This window comes from Streptomyces diastatochromogenes (assembly GCF_002242805.1).
In the GTDB taxonomy this organism is placed as follows: domain Bacteria; phylum Actinomycetota; class Actinomycetes; order Streptomycetales; family Streptomycetaceae; genus Streptomyces; species Streptomyces diastatochromogenes.
Map to the genome: position 1 here is coordinate 390397 of NZ_MCGQ01000020.1, position 17768 is coordinate 408164.

17 protein-coding genes are annotated in these 17768 nt (G+C 70.8%); 16 read left to right on the top strand and 1 reads right to left on the bottom strand.

Annotated elements, in window-relative coordinates:
- Positions 1–95 precede the first annotated feature (95 nt).
- Positions 96–911: a helix-turn-helix transcriptional regulator gene (locus tag BEK98_RS24810; protein ID WP_244201960.1), complete on the bottom strand. Its 816-nt coding sequence runs from the start codon at positions 909–911 to the stop codon at positions 96–98.
- A 309-nt stretch (positions 912–1220) separates the two neighbouring features.
- Here BEK98_RS24810 and BEK98_RS49105 point away from each other — a divergent pair, with 309 nt between their 5' ends.
- From BEK98_RS49105 to BEK98_RS24885, 16 genes are all read left to right on the top strand, one after another.
- Positions 1221–1367, top strand: a complete 147-nt coding sequence (locus tag BEK98_RS49105; RefSeq protein ID WP_167444252.1) for a hypothetical protein — start codon at positions 1221–1223, stop codon at positions 1365–1367.
- Positions 1368–1412: 45 nt separating this feature from the next.
- Positions 1413–2759, top strand: coding sequence for a sugar phosphate nucleotidyltransferase (locus tag BEK98_RS24815; protein ID WP_094218842.1), 1347 nt, complete (start codon positions 1413–1415; stop codon positions 2757–2759).
- Positions 2760–2805: 46 nt separating this feature from the next.
- A complete protein-coding gene (locus tag BEK98_RS24820; RefSeq protein ID WP_094218843.1) occupies positions 2806–3501 on the top strand; it encodes an SDR family oxidoreductase in 696 nt (231 codons plus the stop codon).
- Between the two features lie 202 nt (positions 3502–3703).
- Positions 3704–5014 carry an IS701 family transposase gene (locus BEK98_RS24825; RefSeq protein WP_094218844.1) on the top strand — a complete coding sequence of 437 codons (1311 nt, stop codon included), beginning with the start codon at positions 3704–3706 and terminating at the stop codon, positions 5012–5014.
- Complete coding sequence (locus BEK98_RS24830) at positions 5011–6501, top strand: maltokinase N-terminal cap-like domain-containing protein (protein WP_094218845.1); 1491 nt, start codon at positions 5011–5013, stop codon at positions 6499–6501. The genes BEK98_RS24825 and BEK98_RS24830 overlap by 4 nt, the downstream gene beginning before the upstream one ends.
- 94 nt (positions 6502–6595) lie before the next feature.
- Complete coding sequence (locus BEK98_RS24835) at positions 6596–7300, top strand: EthD domain-containing protein (RefSeq protein WP_094218846.1); 705 nt, start codon at positions 6596–6598, stop codon at positions 7298–7300.
- 29 nt (positions 7301–7329) lie between these two features.
- On the top strand, positions 7330–8166 hold the full coding sequence (locus BEK98_RS24840; RefSeq protein ID WP_094218847.1) for a type 1 glutamine amidotransferase domain-containing protein: 837 nt from the start codon (positions 7330–7332) through the stop codon (positions 8164–8166).
- A 54-nt stretch (positions 8167–8220) separates the two neighbouring features.
- On the top strand, positions 8221–9867 hold the full coding sequence (locus BEK98_RS24845; RefSeq protein ID WP_094218848.1) for a thiamine pyrophosphate-binding protein: 1647 nt from the start codon (positions 8221–8223) through the stop codon (positions 9865–9867).
- Positions 9860–10459 (top strand): DJ-1/PfpI family protein, encoded by a 600-nt coding sequence (locus tag BEK98_RS24850; RefSeq protein ID WP_094218849.1) that lies wholly within the window; start codon positions 9860–9862, stop codon positions 10457–10459. The genes BEK98_RS24845 and BEK98_RS24850 overlap by 8 nt, the downstream gene beginning before the upstream one ends.
- A gap of 2 nt (positions 10460–10461) precedes the next feature.
- A complete protein-coding gene (locus tag BEK98_RS24855; protein WP_094218850.1) occupies positions 10462–12300 on the top strand; it encodes an AGE family epimerase/isomerase in 1839 nt (612 codons plus the stop codon).
- A complete protein-coding gene (locus BEK98_RS24860) occupies positions 12297–12638 on the top strand; it encodes an STAS domain-containing protein (protein ID WP_094218851.1) in 342 nt (113 codons plus the stop codon). The genes BEK98_RS24855 and BEK98_RS24860 overlap by 4 nt, the downstream gene beginning before the upstream one ends.
- Positions 12635–14779, top strand: coding sequence for a glycogen debranching protein GlgX (gene glgX, locus BEK98_RS24865; protein WP_094218852.1), 2145 nt, complete (start codon positions 12635–12637; stop codon positions 14777–14779). Before BEK98_RS24860 ends, glgX begins: the two co-directional genes overlap by 4 nt.
- Positions 14780–14805: 26 nt before the next feature.
- A complete protein-coding gene (locus tag BEK98_RS24870; protein ID WP_094218853.1) occupies positions 14806–15117 on the top strand; it encodes an STAS domain-containing protein in 312 nt (103 codons plus the stop codon).
- Positions 15118–15126: 9 nt separating this feature from the next.
- Entirely contained in the window at positions 15127–15642 is a 516-nt protein-coding gene (locus BEK98_RS24875; RefSeq protein WP_244201961.1) for an ATP-binding protein, read from the top strand.
- 10 nt (positions 15643–15652) lie between these two features.
- Positions 15653–16933, top strand: coding sequence for a PP2C family protein-serine/threonine phosphatase (locus tag BEK98_RS24880; protein ID WP_094218854.1), 1281 nt, complete (start codon positions 15653–15655; stop codon positions 16931–16933).
- 20 nt (positions 16934–16953) lie between these two features.
- Complete coding sequence (locus BEK98_RS24885) at positions 16954–17754, top strand: MinD/ParA family ATP-binding protein (protein WP_094218855.1); 801 nt, start codon at positions 16954–16956, stop codon at positions 17752–17754.
- Positions 17755–17768 lie beyond the last annotated feature (14 nt).

The following is a 17768-nucleotide window of genomic DNA, read 5'->3' on the forward strand; positions in this document are numbered from 1 at the left end:
GGCTGCGGGTTGTCGGTTGGGAGCGGCAGCGGTGGTGGGCGTCGGAGCGGTGAGGGCCCCACCCGTCCCGCACGGGTGTTCGGGCCTCCGGGCGGTCAGCCGGCCGCGTCCTCCAGGAGTCGGGACTGGGCCAGGGCGTAGGCGAGTTGGGCGCGGCTCTTGCTGCTGAGGGCCTCCGATGCCTTGCCGATGTGGGTGGAGACGGTGCGGGGGCTGATGCCGAGGCGTTTGGCTATGGCGGCGTCGGTGTGGCCCTCGATCATCAGCCGCAGGACGGTGCGCCGGGTCTCGTCGGTCATCAGCGGAGGGCGGGTCTGCTCCTGCGTGATGCTGAGCGGCTCGGCGCGCTGCCAGGCGTGGTCGAAGACGGTGGCGAGGTAGTGGACGATCGCCGGGTGCTCGATGGTCAGGGCGGTCGTCCTGAGGTCGTGGCGCGGGTCGGGGATGAAGGCGATACAGCGGTCGAAGATGATGAGCCGGTCGAACAGCTCGTTCAGGGTGCGGACTTCGACGCCGACGGCGGTGGCCTGCTCGATGTAGCCGAGCGTGGGCCCGTGGGTGCGGACGGCGTGCTGGTACAGGTTGCGCTGGCGGATGCCGCGCTCGGCCAGCTCCAGGGTCCGGCGCAGCGCCTTGCTGAGCAGCGCGGTGGCCCGGCCGCCGCCGGGCTGGGCGGTCAGCAGCTCCGTACGGCAGTTGTCGGCCGACTTCTGCAGGGCCGCACTGATCACGTCCGCCCCGTGCAGCAGACGGATGTTGGCGGAGCCGGTGCCCTGTTCCTCGCGGTAGACGTCGTCGGCGGCGCTGAGCGCCTCGCGGATGGCCGCGACGGCCTGCTGCTGGACCAGAATCGCCCGTTCCACGGGGCGGGTGAGTTCGTTCGCGGCGATGTCTGGCGGCACCACGGTCATGATCCGTGGGTTTTCGGCCAACGGCCGCATGAGCCCCAACTCGATCAGGCAGTCCGGGACATCACCATCAATCGGACCATTCGTCAAGGCTTCTCGGTAGCAAGCCAGGCCCCGATCACACAGCCTGACCACGTTGGTATGTGACTCATTGTCCGCTTTTCTGCACATCTGTACCCCCTTCTTAGTTGCGCATTGCGTGTTGTCGAGGCTAACAAGCGCCCGGAATCGGCCACTGGCTGCTGCATGCTTTCAAGCAGCGGAGGCGAAAACGCCTATCAGCCATCTGCCAGGGGGAAACGAATGCTTTTCATGGAAGCGACCACGAAGCGATTCACCGCGATACTCGCACTTCTGCTCTTCGTCGGAATCGGCGTCCAGGCGAGCGCCGGCACCAGCTCGGTCCAGGCCGCCTCCCGGGTGGTCCACGTCGGCCCGCACGATCCGGAATGGGGATGACCGGCGGCCGGCGCTGAGCGCCCGACGAACGCACTAGGGGGAGAAATGGCCGCTCGTCGGCATTCGGAGACCGTCGGAATCATTCTCGCGGGCGGCAGAGGCGAGCGAGCCAAGCCCATCACGTTGAAGTCGGCCGACTACATTCGCAGCAAGGCGCTCATCCCGTTCGTCGGGAAGCGGCTCGTCGAATGGGTCGTCGAGGCCTGCCGGGACCAGGGCATCCGGCGCTTCTTCGTGGTCGCCCACGGCCTGGAGAACCGGAACCAGATCAAGCTCCTGCTGGGGCACGGCGAACACCACGGAGTCGAGGTCAGGTACTCGCGTTCGCGCCTGGACCGCTACAACGTGGGATCCGCCGGAGCCACCCTGCACAACCTCGAACAGTGGGACCTGCAGGGGCAGGCCCTGGTCCTGCCGGTCGATTCGCTCTTCGACTTCGACCTGGCGGCGATGCGGGCGACGCACGACGCGTACGACGCCCTGGTGACCGTGGCCGCCGTGGCCCGCACCGGGGCGGAGATCGCCGGCAAGTACGGCGTGATGCGGACCGACGCCCGCGGCCTGGTGACGGGCTTCGTCGAGAAGCCACCGCTCGCCGGGCTGCGGGAACTGTTCCCGCAGACGGCCGCGGACGAGCGGGCGACCCTGCCCACCAACGCGGGGATGTACCTGGTGGACTGCCGGCGGCTGCGCCTGCTGGCCCGCGAGCCCGGCCTGTTCCGGCAGTCCCACCAGCGGCTGGACTGGGGCGGCGACCTGCTGCCCTGGCTGGCCGGGCAGGGCCACCCGGTCGCCACCCACGCCATCGGCAGGCTCGGCGACCTGGGCAACGTACCGGACTATCTGCACACCCTGCGGCTGGTGCTGGACGGCGCCTACGAGCACATGAACCGGCTCATGGCGCGGCCCGGTCCGGCCGGAGCGCACGGCTGGATCCACGAGAGCAGCCTGCAGACCAAGGACGACCTGACCGGCACCACCCTCGCCCAGAAGATCGAGGAGGGGTCGGTGCGGATCGGGCCCGGTGTGCGCATCGGGCACGAGGTCGAGATCGGCCCCGGGGTGCGGCTGGAGTACACGGATGTCGGCGACGGGGCCGAGATCCGCGAAGGAAGCACGCTGGTGAACTCGGCCGTGGGCGAGTCCGCGGTGATCGGCGCCCACGCCGACGTCCTCGACTCCTATGTCGGCCCGATGGCCGTGGTTCATTCCGAACGCGGCAGGCCGGCACGGCTGGAGTGTCACACGGCGATCGGCGACGGAGCGGTGCTGCGGCCGGGGTCACGGTTCCGCGGCATCACCGTCTATCCACGGCTGAGGGTGCCGACCCTGACAGGGGTGCCCGCCGCGACCGAGCTCAAGAACGCCGACGACGTCCTGCGCTGGGTGTGATCCCGGCGGTGGACGCGGGTCGGTACACGAGAGGGGAATCATGCACATGCACGGCCCCATAGCGGTGATCGGCGGGGCGGGCCGGCTCGGTGCCCTGGTGACCGCCAGGCTGGCCGGGGCGGGGGAACGGGTCCGCGTGGTCAGCCGGCACCCGGAGCGCGGCGCCGCCGTACCCGCCGAGGCCGAGGTACGGCAGGCGGACGTGCGGTACGCGGACACGCTGGGGCCCGCGCTGCGCGGCTCGGCCGCCGTGGTCCTCAGCGTGGAGCCGGGCACCGCGGACTCCGGTCCGGACAGTCCGGAGACCACCATGTACGGCGGTGTCCGCAACGTGCTCGCGGCGCTGGCCGACCAGCCGGAGCGCCCGCGCCTCGTCCTGGTCAGCCAGATCTTCGTGACCCGCCGCGAGCACCCCATGAACGCCTACGGGCGGCTGCTCGACTGGCGGCGGCGCGGCGAGGAGGCGGTACGGGACTCCGGGCTCCCCTACACGGTGGTCCGGCCCGGCTGGCTGACCGACGACGGTACGCCGGGCGCCGGTGTCCGGCTGGAGCAGGGCGACCGCGGTGACGGCTGGGTGTCGCGCGCCTCGGTGGCCGAGGCCTGTGTCCGGGCGCTGGGCTCCACCGCGGCCACCGGCCGGACGTTCGAGATCTACAACGAGCCGGGCCCGGCCCCGGCCGACTGGGAGCCCCTGTTCCACGGGCTCACCCCCGACCGGGTCCTGGCCCTGATGCCGTAGGACCCGCCGAACGACGAGGGCGGGTCCCCCGACCGCCCGCCCCGTCCCCGCCCGCCGGTCATGTCCCCCAGGCCGGCGGGTCCGCGCCGGGGCCGGCGCGGCACCGGGCCACACAGGCCCCGATGCCCGCCGGCCTCGGACCGCACCGGTAAAGCGCACCCCACGCTCTTTTGCACTTCTGTATTCCAGAGAGGGCCGAGCCATGCCCGGCGAACGTCAGAATTACGGGTCCGCCGAGATTTCCGAAGAATCCGCAGCTATTTCCGAGGACGTGGTCTCCGAGATCATTTCCCGTACGTTCCGATCCATTCCGCGAAGTGACCAGAGGCGCTGGGGCGGAATCTATGTGAGGGGTCTGCTCTCGGTTTCCGGGAAGAAGACGATGCGTGCCATCGCCGACGGTGCGGGCGGCGGTGTGGAGCAGAGCCTCTATCAGTTCATCACCAAGTCGCCGTGGGCGGCCGAACCGGTGCGCCGGGAACTGGCCGGGCTGCTGCTGCGGCTCCAGCCCCGGGCCTGGGTGGTCCAGCCGCTGGTGATCGCCAAGGTGGGCGAGCACTCGGTGGGCGTGGAGCGGCGCTGGGTCTCCGGGTTCGGACGCGTCGTCAACTGCCAGCGGGCCGTGGGTGTCTGGCTCGCCGCCGACCAGGCGTCCTGCCCGGTCGAGTGGCGGCTGGAGCTGCCCGAGAGCTGGACGGGTGACGCGGCGCTGCGGCGCCGTGCCTCGATCCCGGACGGCGTCCGCCCGTGCCCGCCGGAGCAGTGCGCGGTGGACGCGGTCTCCGAGATGGCGCGGGACTGGGGCATCCCGCACCGGCCGGTGGTGATGGACCTGCGCGAGTGCGACCCGTACGACATCTGCGCGGTGCTGCTGGAGCGCCGGCTGCCGTTCGCCGTCCGGATCGACCCGGCGGCCCGGGGTCTGGCGCTGCACGCCGTGCGGTCCGGACCGCGCACCGGCTCCCGGGCCACCGGCTCGGCGGAGGTGCCGGCCGCCGAGACGGGTGTTCCGCATCCGCCCGGCTCCGCGTTCGCGCTGGTCTCCGAGCTGAGCCGGCAGTGCATGCCGGTGGAGTGGTTCGACCACTCCATGGGCGCCCTGCGGGCGACCTCGGTCGGCGCCACCCGGGTCCTGCTGGGCCGCCCGGCCTCCGGCGTCCTCCGGCCCGCCCCGGCGGACCAGCAGGAACTGCTGCTGATGGGAGCCTGGCAGGACTCGTCGCGGCGCACCCCGAGCGAGTACTGGCTGACGAACCTTCCCCAGTCCCAGCTCGGCACCGTCTTCCGCACCGCCATGCTCGGCCGCCGGGTCGAACGGGACCAGGCGGAGATCGGCGAGGGGCTGGGCGTACGGGACTTCGAGGGCCGCTCCTTCCGCGGCTGGCACCACCACATGACGATGGTCTCGCTGGCCCACGCGGCCACCGTGCTGTCCTCGGTGCCGCACTCCGAGACCGGTCCTGCCGTGATGCGGCCGACCGCGTCCCGCGAGGTGCGGATGCGTGCCGCATGACGGCCCTGTCCGACCCGGCCCTGGACCTCGCGCGGATACGGGCGGCGCTCGACGCCCTGCTCCCGGCCTGGCTGCCCGGCCGGCGCTGGTACGCGGGCAAGGGCGCCGGATCCCCGCCGGACGTCACCACCCGGCTGCTCGACGTGGTGCTGCCGGGTGATCCGGCGCTCCTGGTCGCGGTGTTCGACGCCGGTGCGGACGGGCCGTACCAGGCGCTGCTCGGCGTGCGCCGGGACCCGGTGCCGCCGTCGGCCGAGCCGCTGATCGGCCGGCTGGAGGGTCCGGACGGGTCCGGCGTGTTCCTCTACGAGGCCACGCAGGACCCGGAGTTGATGGGCGCGCTGCTGGCCCGTATCGCGGCCGGCGGCCGCACGGGCCCGCTGTGCTTCGAACCCGCACCCGGCGTCGAACTGCCCGTCGGGACACCGGGTGTGGCGAGCACGGCGGAGCAGTCGAACACCTCGGTGGCGTTCGCGGAGCGGGCGATGCTGAAGGTGCTGCGCCGGCCCGTGCCCGGAGACAACCCGGAGCTGGAGCTGCTCACCGCGCTGCGGCGGGCCGGCGGAGTGCCGAGCGCGGCCCCGCTCGCCCAGGTGCGCACCTCGGCCTCCTCGGCGGTGGGCGCCCGCACACTCGCCCTGCTGCAGCAGTTCGTGCGCTCGCGGGGCGACGGCTGGACGATCGCCGTCGACCGGGCCCGCGCCTGCATGGCGGGGGAGTGCGAGACGGTCGAGCCGCACGGCGGGTTCGCCGCGGAGGCGTACGCCCTGGGGCTGGCCACCGCCCGGGTGCACACCGCGCTCGCCGAGCAGCTCGGCTCCCGCCCGCTCACCCGCCCGGAGAGCGAGGACCTGCTGGACCTGTTGGCCGACCGCCTGGCCCAGGGGCTGCGGACGGTGCCACAACTGGCGCCGTACGCACGGGCGTTGTGGGCCATGCAGGACGACCTGAGAGAGATCGTCGGGCGGGGCGGGGCGCCGCACGTGCAGCGGATCCACGGCGATCTGCACCTGGGACAGGCGCTGCGCGGCGACCAGGGCTGGATCCTCGTCGACTTCGAGGGCGAACCGGGCCGCTCGCCCGAGCAGCGCCGCAGACCGCAGCCCGCCCTGCGCGATGTCGCCGCGATGCTGCGCTCCTTCGACTACGCGGCCCACCACGCCCTGTCCGCGGTGCTGGACCGGCCGCCGGGAGACTCCGGACCGCACGATCCGCGTGCCGTCCGGATGGCGCGCCGGGCCTCCGCATGGGCGGTGCACAACCGGCGGGCCTACTGCACCGGTTACGCCGACGGCGGCGGCCAGGACCCGCGGTGCGCCCCGGTGCTGCTGCGCTGCTTCGAGGCGGACAAAGCCGTGTACGAGGCGGTGTACGAGTCCCGGAACCGGCCGGAATGGCTCCCCATTCCGCTTTCCGCCGTGCGCCGGCTCGCCCAATGGCGCCGCTCGTCCGCACCGGTGGACGGAACGAGCGGGCAACCCGCCTGAAACGTCAGGAAGTCCATGTCCCGCGTTTGTCCGGGAGATCCGGCGGCCGTGAGGATATGACACGTTCGCGGAATGTCGGGAGAGGGAGATATCAATGATCCATCAGTTCATTCTTGCGGCACCCAAGCCGGGTATGACGGCACAGGAATTCCAGGACTACTGGGTCGGCGTACACGCGGTGGAATACGCCGCGAAGATTCCCCAGATCCGCAAGTACATGGTCGACACCACCATCGATTTCGACGGCAATCTCGGCGAGCCGGCGCTGCCGCACCAGGGCATCGCGGAGATCTGGCTGGCGAACGGCGAGGAGCAGCTGGCCTCGCTGCAGACGGAGGAGTTCCTGCAGGGCGCCCGGCTCGACGAGCCGAAGTGGGCCGCGTTCTGGCAGACCATCGTCGTCGACACCACCGCCCATGAGCTGGTCCCCGGCCCCGGCGAGGGCCGCGACCGGGACTGGGTCAAGCTCACCGTGCTGCTGAAGCGGCGCCCGGGCCTGGACCTGGCCGACTACCGCAAGCAGACCCTGGACGGCTACGCGGCCGTGGTCAGGGACATCCCCGGGCTGCGCCGCCATCTGCACGCCCACACCGTCGACGGCGCCTACGTCTTCGGCGAGGCGGCCTTCGACTCCGTCGAGCAGCTGTGGTTCGACGACGTCGACGCGCTGCGCGAGGCCCTGAACTCCGCGTACTTCCGCGAGCGGGTCACGGCGGCCCGGGACGAGATCGCCGACCCGAAGTACGTCTTCTCCCTCGCCGTGGAGGAGAACTGGATCATCGGTCCCGAGGCCCGCTGATCCACCGCACCCAACCCAAAGGAGCAGGCGTGGCCAGAAGGAACGCCAAGAAGATCCTCGTGATTCTGTCGGAGTACGGCTACTGGGGCGAGGAACTCGTCGGACCCCTGCACCACTTCGACCAGCGCGGCTACCAGGTGGACTTCGCGACCCCGACCGGCAAGCGGGCGCACGCCCTGCCGCCGTCGATGGACCCGGAGTACATCGACCCGCCGCTCGGCCGCTCGGTCACCTCGGAGGAGGTCGCCCGGCTCACCCGGCGGCTGGACGACTCCGACCGGCTGGACGACCCCATCGACATCTCCGCCTGGCTGCCCGAGCGCCCCTACACCTCGGACGACGACTACCTGCGCAAGCTGGAGGCCTACCACCGGGCGCTGTCCGTCGTGGAGCAGGAGCTGGAGGCGTACGACGCGCTGCTCCTCGTCGGCGGCAGCGGACCGATCGTGGACCTCGGCAACAACGAGCGCGTCCACGAGCTCATCCTGGCCTTCCTGCGGGCCGACAAGCCGATCGCGGCCGAGTGCTACGGCGTGACCGCGCTGGCCTTCGCCCGCGACTGGGAGGACCGGGCCTCCATCATCAGCGGCAAGCACATCACCGGCCACTGCAAGGAATACGACTACAAGGCCGGCACCGGATTCCTCGGCACCGACTTCGTGATGGGCCCGCCGCCGTATCCGCTGGAGTACATCCTGCGCGATGCGACGGGTCCCGACGGCCGGTACATCGGCAATTTCGGCAAGGAGACCTCGGTGATCGTGGACTACCCGTTCATCACCGGGCGTTCGACGCCGGACTCGTATCTGACGGGCGAGAAGATCGTCGAGGTCCTGGAGGACGGGCTGCGCCGCTACGGCTGGTGATTCCGCCCGGTTCCGGCGGTATTTCGATCGAGGTCACATCGAGAGAAGGAAGACATGGCCAGGCAGGGCAAAGCGGCGATCATCGAGCAGTTCATCGCCGATGGAATTCCTTTTATGTTCGGAAATCCAGGAACGGTCGAGCAGGGATTCCTGGACGAACTGGAGAAGTACGACGACCTCCAGTACATCCTGACCCTGCAGGAGACGGTCGCCGCGGGCATCGCCGACGGGTACGCCCGGGCCACCGGCCGTCCCGCCCTGCTGCAGCTGCACAGCGGAGTCGGCCTGGGCAACGCCGTCGGCATGCTGTACCAGGCCAAACGCGGGCACTCGCCGCTGCTGGTCATCGCCGGTGAGGCGGGGGTGAAGTACGAGGCGATGGACGCCCAGATGGCGGCCGACCTGGTCGCCATGGCCGACCCGGTGACCAAGTACGCCACCCGCGTCACCGACCCCGGCTCGGTGCTGCGGGTGCTGCGGCGGGCCATGAAGATCGCGATGACCCCGCCGTGCGGGCCGGTCTTCGTCGCGCTCCCGATGGACGTGCTCGACGCGGTCACTCCCGAGCCCGTCGTACCGTCCACCTTCGTCAGTACTCGGGTGGCCCCGGTTCCCTCCCTGGTGGAGGAGGCGGCCGCGCTGCTCGCCGGTGCCGAGAGGCCGGTCGTCCTGGTGGGCGACGGGGTCTCGGCCTCCGGCGGGCAGGCGGAACTGGTCCGGGTGGCCGAGCAGTTGGGCGCGGACGTGTGGGGTGTCAACTACTCCGAGGTCAACCTGGACGCCCGCCACCCGCTGTTCCGAGGGCAGACGGGGCACATGTTCGGGGAGGTCAGCACGGACATCGTGCGGGAGGCCGACGCCGTACTGATCGTCGGCACCTATGTCTTCCCCGAGGTGTTCCCCGCGCTGCACGGTCCGTTCCGCGAGGACGCGCGGATCGTCCACATCGACCTCGACGACTACGAGATAGCCAAGAACCACCCCGTCACGCTCGGCCTGGTCGCCGATCCCAAGACCACGCTGGCCGCCCTCGCGGACCAGCTGGAGACCAGGCTGACCGAGCGGGACCGGGCCGCGGCGCGCTCCCGCGTCGAGGAACGCACCCGGCAGCGGGCCGAGCAGCCGGCCGGCGACGGATCACTGCTGCACACCTTCCTCGGCGAGCTGGCCGAGCGGGTGCCGCAGGACGTGATGATCTTCGACGAGGCGCTGACCGCGTCGGGCGCGCTGGGCGCCCATCTGCCGGGCCGCCTGCCGGGCCACTGGTTCTCCACCCGCGGCGGCTCGCTGGGCGTCGGCATCCCGGGCGCGCTCGGCATCAAGCTCGCCCACCCTGGCAAGACCGTGATCGGCTTCACCGGCGACGGCGGGTCGATGTACACGATCCAGGCGCTCTACACCGCCGTACGGCACGGCATCGGGGCCAAGTTCGTCATCTGCAACAACCGCAGCTACAAGCTGCTCGACCTGAACATCGAGCAGTACTGGCGCGAGCGCGGCATCCCCGAGCACGCGCATCCGACGCCCTTCGACCTGTCCCACCCCGACCTCGGCTTCGTCGAGATCGCGCGGGGCTTCGGCGTGGACGCGGTCCGCGTGGACGAGCCCGGCCAGGTCACCGACGCGGTGAAGCGGATGCTCCAGGACGACCGGCCGTTCCTCGTCGACCTGCGCACGGCCGAGGGGGCGGACCATGCCTGAGACACCGTCCCGCGACGGCGTCCTGACCGGCCGCCGGATCGCCGTACTGACCGAGAGCGACTTCTACGAGCCCGAGATCGCCTACTACCAGCGCCGGTTCGCCGAGGAAGGCGCGCGCGTCGACTTCCTGACCCGGCTGTGGGGCAACGCCTCGATCACCTTCAGCGGGCACGAGTACCGGGCCCCGCTGACCGTCAGCCGCAGCCTGGAGGACCTCGACGACCTGCGGCTGCGCGAGTACAGCGCGCTGATCGTCCCGTCCGGGATGGTCGCCGACCGGCTGCGCTACACCGAGGACATCGAGCGCCTCGCCCCCGCCACCGACCTGCTGCGCCGGGCCTTCGCCCGGTCCGGGATCGTCAAGGGGATCATCTGCCACGGGATGTGGCTGGCCTCGTCCATCCCCTACGTCGTGCGCGGACGCAAGGTCGTCTGCCACAACAACCTCATCGGCGACGTGCGCAACATGGGCGCCAACTACGTGGACCAGGACGTCGTCGTGGACGGCGACCTGGTCACCGCCCGCACCGGCGACCACTGCCATCTCTTCGCCAGGACCATCATCGACGAACTCGTGCTGCGAGGGGCGTGACCATGTCCGACACCGTCAACTTCACGTTCTCCGACACCATCGCGGGCCGGGTCGCCGGATTCGACCGAGAGGCGCGGGTCTTCACCCTCGTCACCGCCGACGGCCGGCCCTTCGAGGTCTCCCTGGACGGCGGGCCCGGCGCCGAGCTGCTGCACAACCTCGGGGAGCCCTACCAGGACGCCTCCGGCCACATCGACTCGCTGCTGGAGGAGGGCCGCTACGTCCTGGCGTACGGCATCTTCTACCCGCGGGCCGACGGGCTGCGGTTCGAGGCCAAGCGGCTGATCTTCACCGGCCGGCAGACCGACGACCACCGGTTCGAGGAGGCCGGCTGGTGGATCCGGCAGATCCGCGAGATCGCCGCCTTCTACCGCAGGGCCCAGTTCGGCGACGGGCCGATCGACTTCTCGCAGTACCGCACCGAGATCCGGCTCAGCGGTGACAAGACCGCCAGCCACATCCAGGAGACGGACACCATCTCCCGGCTGGTCTACGGCATGGCCTCCGCGTTCCTGCTCACCGGCGACGACGAGTACCTGGAGATCGCCGAGCGGGGCACCGAGTACCTGCGCGAGCACATGCGGTTCGTGGACGCCGACGAGAACGTCGTGTACTGGTACCACGGCCTCAAGGTCGACGGGGACGTCGAGACCAAGCTGTTCACCTCGGAGTTCTCCGACGACTACGACGCGCTGCCCGCCTACGAGCAGATCTACGCGCTGGCCGGCCCGATCCAGACGTACCGGATCACCGGCGACCCGCGCATCAAGGCCGACGCGGACGCCACCATCCGGCTCTTCGACCGGTTCTACCTGGACCCGGAGCACGGCGGGTACTACTCGCACATCGACCCGATCCTGCTCAGCCCGGAGCACGAGTCGCTCGGCCCCAACCGGGCCCGCAAGAACTGGAACTCGGTCGGCGACCACGCACCGGCCTATCTGATCAACCTGTACCTGGCCACCGGTGAGAAGACCTACGCCGACATGCTGGAGTACACCTTCGACACGATCGTCGAGCGGTTCCCGGACGCGGACCACAGCCCCTTCGTGCAGGAACGATTCCACAAGGACTGGTCCCACGACACCACGCACGGCTGGCAGCAGAACCGCGCGGTCGTCGGCCACAACCTCAAGATCGCCTGGAACCTGATGCGGATGCACTCGCTGCGTCCCAAGGAGGGCTATCTGGAGCTGGCCACCTCGCTCGGCGCGACGATGCCCGAGTGGGGCGCGGACCGGCAGCGCGGCGGCTGGTACGACGTGCTGGAGCGGGTCCGGGCGGAGGGCGAGGACCGGCACCGGTTCACCTGGCACGACCGCAAGGCGTGGTGGCAGCAGGAGCAGGCGATCCTCGCCTACCTCATCCTGCACGGCACCACCGGCCGGACCGACTTCCAGGGCGAGGCCCGGGACGCCCAGGCCTTCTACAACGCCTTCTTCCTCGACCACGACGAGGGCGCCGTCTACTTCAACGTGCTCGCGAACGGGCTGCCGTACCTGCTCGGGGTCGAGCGGCTCAAGGGTAGCCACTCGATGTCGATGTACCACTCGGCCGAGCTGTGCTACCTCGCGGCCGTCTACAACAACCTGCTGCTGGGGGGCAGCGCCATGGACTTCTGGTTCAAGCCGGACCCCGCGCTGATCGAGGGCCGGGTGCTGCGGGTGGCACCGGACCTGCTGCCGCACGGATCCGTGCGCATCGAGTCCGTCGAGATCGAGGGCGAGCCGCACACCGGCTTCGACGCCGAGGGCCTGCTCGTGCACCTGCCCGAGACGTCCGGCCGGGTGAAGGTCAAGGTCCGGCTGGCCCCCGTGGCCCGTACGGAGGTGACGGGATGACCGTCAAGCTCAGCTCCCGCACCGAGGGCGACACCACGGTGGTCGTCCTCGAAGGGGAGATCAACTCCACCACGTCCGGCGGGCTCCAGGCCCAGCTGCTGCCCTTCGTCGGGGAGGGCAGCCGGCTGCTGATCGACCTCAGCGGGGTCAGCTACGTCTCCAGCGCCGGCCTGCGCACCCTGCTGATCGTGCACCGCAGGGCCCAGCAGCTGCGGACCGGGGTGATCCTGGTCGGCCTGTCGGAGGAGGTCCGGTTCGTGATGTCCGCGACCGGGTTCCTCGACTTCTTCGAGATCGAGGACGACCTGGACGCCGCACGGGAACGCACGGGCCGATGACCGTCCAGGAGACACGCGAGCGCGTCGACGCGTTCCCGACCCGCCGGATCGGCGGCTACCGGGTCCGGGCCGGACGGCCCTTCCCGTACGGCGCCCATCCGGTGCCGGGGGGAGTCAACTTCTCGGTCTACTCCGACCGGGCCACCGCGATGCGGCTGGTCCTCTTCGAGAAGGGCGCCCCGCGGCCGGTCGCCGAACTGGAGTTCCCGCCGGAGTTCCGCATCGGCAGCGTGTACGCGATGACCGTCTTCGACCTGGACGCCGAGAACCTGGAGTACGGCTTCCGCGCCGACGGCCCCTTCGACCCGCGGACCGGTGACCGGTTCGACGCCGGCAAGGTGCTCAGCGACCCCTACGCCCGGCTGGTCTCCGGCCGGGACGTATGGGGGCGGGAGCCGGACTGGGACGACGTCTACCCCTACCGCGCCAACGTGCTGGAGGACGACTTCGACTGGGGCGACGACACTCCGCTCGGCATCCCCACCGAGGACCTGGTCATCTACGAGACCCACGTCCGCGGCTTCACCCGGCACCCCTCCTCCGGGGTGAGCGCCCCCGGCACCTATGCGGGCCTGCGGGAGAAGATCCCCTACCTGAAGGACCTGGGCGTCAACTGCGTCGAGCTGCTCCCGGTGTTCGAGTTCGACGAGCTGGACAACCCGCGCACCGACCCGGCGACCGGCGAGCGGCTGCACAACTACTGGGGCTACAACACCGTCTCGTTCTTCGCGCCCAAGGCCGGCTACGCGGCCACGGGCCGGTTCGGGATGCAGGCCGACGAGTTCAAGACCCTCGTCAGGGAGCTGCACCGGGCCGGCATCGAGGTCGTGCTCGACGTGGTGTTCAACCACACCGCCGAGGGCAACGAGGACGGCCCGACCATCTCGTTCCGGGGCCTGGACAACGCCACCTACTACATGCTCACGCCGCAGGGCGAGTACTACAACTTCAGCGGGACCGGCAACACCGTCAACTGCAACCACCCCGTGGTCCGCGACTTCGTGCTGTCCTGTCTGCGCTACTGGGTGTCCGAGTACCACATCGACGGCTTCCGCTTCGATCTCGCGGCCATCCTCGACCGGGCGCCCGACGGCACCCCGCTGCCCAACCCGCCCCTGCTGGAACAGCTGGCCCACGACCCGATCCTGCGCCACACCAAGCTGATCGCCGAGGCCTGGGACGCGGCCGGCCTCTACCAGGTGGGCGCGTTCCCCAACTACGGCCGCTGGTCGGAGTGGAACGGCAAGTACCGCGACAGCGTGCGCCGGTTCATCAAGGGTGAGCCGGGCCTGGTCGGCGAGCTGGCCACGCGGATGGCCGGCTCCCCGGACCTGTACGGGGGCCGTACCGCCTCGGCGTCGGTCAACTTCGTCACCGCGCACGACGGATTTACCCTCAACGACCTGGTGTCGTACAACGACAAGCACAACGAGGCCAACGGCGAGGACAACCGCGACGGCGGCAACGACAACCACAGCTGGAACTGCGGTGAGGAGGGGCCGAGCGCCTCCGCGCACGTCCGCGACCTCAGGACGCGCCAGATGAAGAACATGCTGGGCATCCTCCTCACCAGCCAGGGCGTGCCGATGATCCTGGCCGGGGACGAGGTCGGGCGCACCCAGCTCGGCAACAACAACGGCTACTGCCAGGACAACGAACTCTCCTGGTTCGACTGGGGACTCGTCGAGGCCAACGCCGAACTGCTGGAGTTCACCCAGCGCCTGATCGCCTTCCGGCACGCCCACCCGGTGCTGCGCACGGTCGACCACCCGGTCGGCTCCGACCGGGTCGGCAGCGGCTTCCCCGACATCAGCTGGCACGGCGTGGGGGCCTGGCGGCCGGACTGGTCCGCGCACAGCAGGGTCGTCGGGCTGATGCGGTGCGGGCGGCACGCCAAGGGCGGCGCCGTCGCCGACGACCACGTCTACATCGGCATCAACGCCCACTGGGAGTCGCACGACCTGGAGCTGCCCGGCCTGCCCGAGGGACAGGCGTGGCATCTGTTCGCCGACACCTCTCTCGCCGCCCCGCACGGCCTCGCCGAGGTGGGCGCCGAGAGCGAGTTGCACCATCCGGGCCGCTACCACCTCGGCCCGCACGCGCTGGTGATCCTCGTCGGCCGGGACCGGCGCACCGGCTGACCCCTTTCACAGAAGGAGAGCTGCTCATGTCGTTCGACGGAACCCTGAGCGTGTCCGAGGGCATCGCGACGATCGAGGTCAAGGGCGAACTCGACGCCTCCACCGCGCCCCGCTTCCACGACCTGGTCGACCAGGCCGCCGAGCAGGGCGCCGTGCGGCTGGAGATAGACGCCCGGCACCTCGGCTTCCTGGCCAGCGCGGGCCTGCGCTCGCTGGTCTTCGCCCGCCAGAAGATGGGCGACGAGGTGCGCATCGCCGTGATCGGGGCCACGGAGCCGGTGAGCCGGACCATCCGGCTGGCGGGCTTCGACCACAGCATCGAGCTGATCGACGCCTGAGGGGGGCGGATGATGGCGATCGACTCCGGGGCCGCGTCGGCCGAACACACCGCCGGGCAGGAGAGGTGCAAGGCGCGCTGCGCCGGTCAGCCGCTTGCCGCCAAGGCCGCGTCGGGGCTGCGGATCCCCGCGGACCTCGACTCCCTGGACCTGGTCGCCCGGTTCGTCCTGGAACTCGGGCGGCAGGGCCGGCTGAGCGACAGCCAGACCTACCGGCTGCGGCTGGCCGCCGACGAACTGGCGACCAACATCGTCATGCACGGCTATCGCGGGGCGTCCGGCGGCATCTGTGTCGACGGCGGCGTCGAGGCGGACCGGGTGTGGGTGCGGTTCCACGACGACGCCCCGGCCTTCGATCCCCGCACCGGCATGAAAGCACCTGATCTGGAGGTGCCGCTGGGCGAGCGCAGCGTCGGCGGGCTCGGGGTGTTCCTGGCCCTGACGGCGGTGGACTCCTTCGACTACGAGCTGGTGGCGGGCCGCAACGTCAGCATTCTGGCGATCCACCGCAGCGAACACGGATAGACGAGACGAGATGTCACAGACGAAGGTGCTGATCCTTGATGAACACCGTGGCGCGCCGCCCGAGTTGCTGGCCGCCCTGGAGTCGCTGCAGGCCGAGGTCCACCGCCGTACCCCGGGCGAGACACTCGCCCTGGCGCCCGGCGCACTGGGCCGTGCCGATGTGCTGCTCGTCTCCGCGCGGCTCGCTCCGGCCACGGTGAAGGCGGTCGCCCGGCGCCTCGACGACGAGGGGCAGCAGCCGACCGTCGTGGCGTTCGCCGACCACGATCTGCACCTGCTGGGCAGCCACATCCAGGCGGGCTCGGACTATCTCGTGCCACCGTTCTACCCGGAACTGGTCCGGGCCCGTCTGCGCACCTGCCACGAGCGCGCCGAGCTGGGCCGCACCCTGGAGGACGTGGCCGCCCACGCCGAACTGCTCAGCTACGAGCGGGAGCTGGAGATCGGCCGGGAGATCCAGCTCGGCTTCCTGCCGGACGCGCTGCCCAGCCCCGAGGACTGGGAGATCGACGTGCGCTTCCGGCCGGCCAGGACGGTCGCCGGTGACTTCTACGACGTCTTCGAACTGGTCAACCGCCGGCGCCTGGCCCTGGTCGTCGCCGACGTCTGCGACAAGGGCGTGGGTGCCGCCCTGTTCATGGCGCTGATCCGCAGCCTGCTGCGGCACACCGCCGAGCAGAGCGGACTGCAGAGCCTCATCGCCGCGGACCTGCTCAACGAGACCCATGTGTGGGAGGAGCAGACCCGGGCGATACCCGTGGTCGGCGCCACCCCGCTGCTGAACGCCGTGGTGGGCACCAACAACTACCTGACCCGCAACCACATCCGGCAGGGCTACTTCGCCACCCTCTTCTTCGGCGTCCTCGACCCGGTCACCGGCAACCTGGTGTACATCAACGGCGGCCACAACCCGCCCGTCCTGGTCAGCCCCGACGGCAGCGAACCCGTGCTGCTGGAGCCGACCGGGCCGGCCGTGGGCGTCATCCCCGACGTCACCTTCTCGCTCGGCTACGCGCAGATCAGCCCCGGCGACACCCTCTTCATCTACACCGACGGGGTGACCGAGGCACGGTCGGACTCGGGGCGGTTCTTCGGGGACGAACAGCTGATCAAACAGCTCACCGAGGCCGCGGTGCGCGGTGAGGAACTCCTCGACCACATGGACGGTGCGCTGGGCGAGTTCGTCGGCCCGGCCGAGCAGTCGGACGACATCACCATGATGGCCGTGCACCGGCGCACCGCGGGTGCCGTACCCGCCGACCGGCCGGTCCCGCAGCGCCGGGACTCGTGACGGAAGCCCGGGGGGACACCATGTCGCAGATCATCACCGTGCACTCGTACCGGGGCGGCACCGGCAAGTCCAGCACCGCCGCCAACCTGGCGGTGCTCCTGGCCTCCGCGGGCCGCCGGGTCGCCCTGGTGGACACCGACATCCAGACCCCGGCCCTGGACGTGCTGTTCGGTGACACGCTCGGCACGGTACGGCGCTCCCTCAGCGACTACCTGGTCGGGCGCTGCGAGATCGAGGACGCCGCCTACCCGGCCGAGGCGGACGCGGGACACGACGGCTTCTTCGTGGTGCCCGCCCGGAGCCGGGCCCGGGCCGCGGGCACCAACGAGATCATGGGCCGCGGCTACGACGTCGGGCTGCTGCGCGAGGGCTTCGACCGGCTGATCGACTCGCTCGCCCTGGACGTGCTGCTCCTGGACACCCACGCCGGTTTCAACAACGAGACCGTGACCGCGATGGCCAGCTCGGACGCCCTGGTGGTGGTCACCCGGGCGGACCGGCTGGACATGGCCGGCGCCGCCGAGACCATGTCGCTGGCCGACCGGCTCGGCTGCGGCCGGCTGAGCGTGGCGGTGAACATGGTGCCGGCCGGGATGGCCGAGGAGCGGCTGCGCGACGAGGTGGGCGGCGCGTTCGGCACCCGGATCACCGCCGCCCTGCCGTACGCCCCCGAGATGGCCTCGCTGGCCGGGGAGCAGCTGTTCAGCACCGCGTATCCGCAGCACCCGCTGGTGGCGGGCTACCGCCGCATCATCGCCGACGTGAGCAACGGGACCACGGCGCTGCGCCGGGGGGCGCAGCACCCTCCCGCCCTGTCATGACGCACGTCCACGAC